Origin of the sequence: Bartonella sp. AP65SXKL (genome assembly GCF_042195725.1) — a bacterium.
In the GTDB taxonomy this organism is placed as follows: domain Bacteria; phylum Pseudomonadota; class Alphaproteobacteria; order Rhizobiales; family Rhizobiaceae; genus Bartonella.
In genome coordinates this window covers 1-539 of the sequence record NZ_JBHIOW010000122.1, presented here as the reverse complement: position 1 = coordinate 539, position 539 = coordinate 1, and the positions used below count along the sequence as shown (strand labels likewise).

Below are 539 nucleotides of genomic sequence, written 5' to 3'. Positions count from 1 at the left end.
GAAAAACAAACCGGTTTCTTCCTCTATACTTACGGAAACACAGGAACCTTATCTTCTGAACGCGGACCTCTCAAATATGGTTATGGTGCTGATATCCGCTATGCTGCTCTCCAAGCCGGTGTCACATTCGCGGCATTAGAAGGACAAAATACCACAACACATTTCGGTCTTGTAGGCACCTATGGGCGGCTGTCTTTCACTCCAAAGGATATGGATGATGTAAGTAAGAGCACATTGGATAAATGGTCACTAACAGCTTATGGCAGCGTGCAGCATGACAATGGTTTCTATATGGATACACTGTTATCCTATGGAATTCTAAAAGGAGATATCGGCAATGCTATCATTGGCAAAACCGCAAAATTGCAAAATGCCAAAATGTTGAGTATCTCCACCACTGTTGGCAAAGAGTTTGCAACCGGAATGGAAAGTTTAACATTTGAGCCACAAGCACAAATTGCCTATCAACATTTGATGTTTAATACCATTGAAGATGCTGATAATTTTACCGTTGATATGAAAAATCCTTCTCAATGGTT

Annotated in this window: 1 protein-coding gene; it reads left to right on the top strand. The window is 41.0% G+C overall.

The genetic code is table 11. From position 1 onward, the window contains the following. On the top strand, positions 1-539 hold a 539-nt coding region (locus ACFIMP_RS09980; RefSeq protein WP_375686354.1), incomplete at both ends, for an autotransporter domain-containing protein.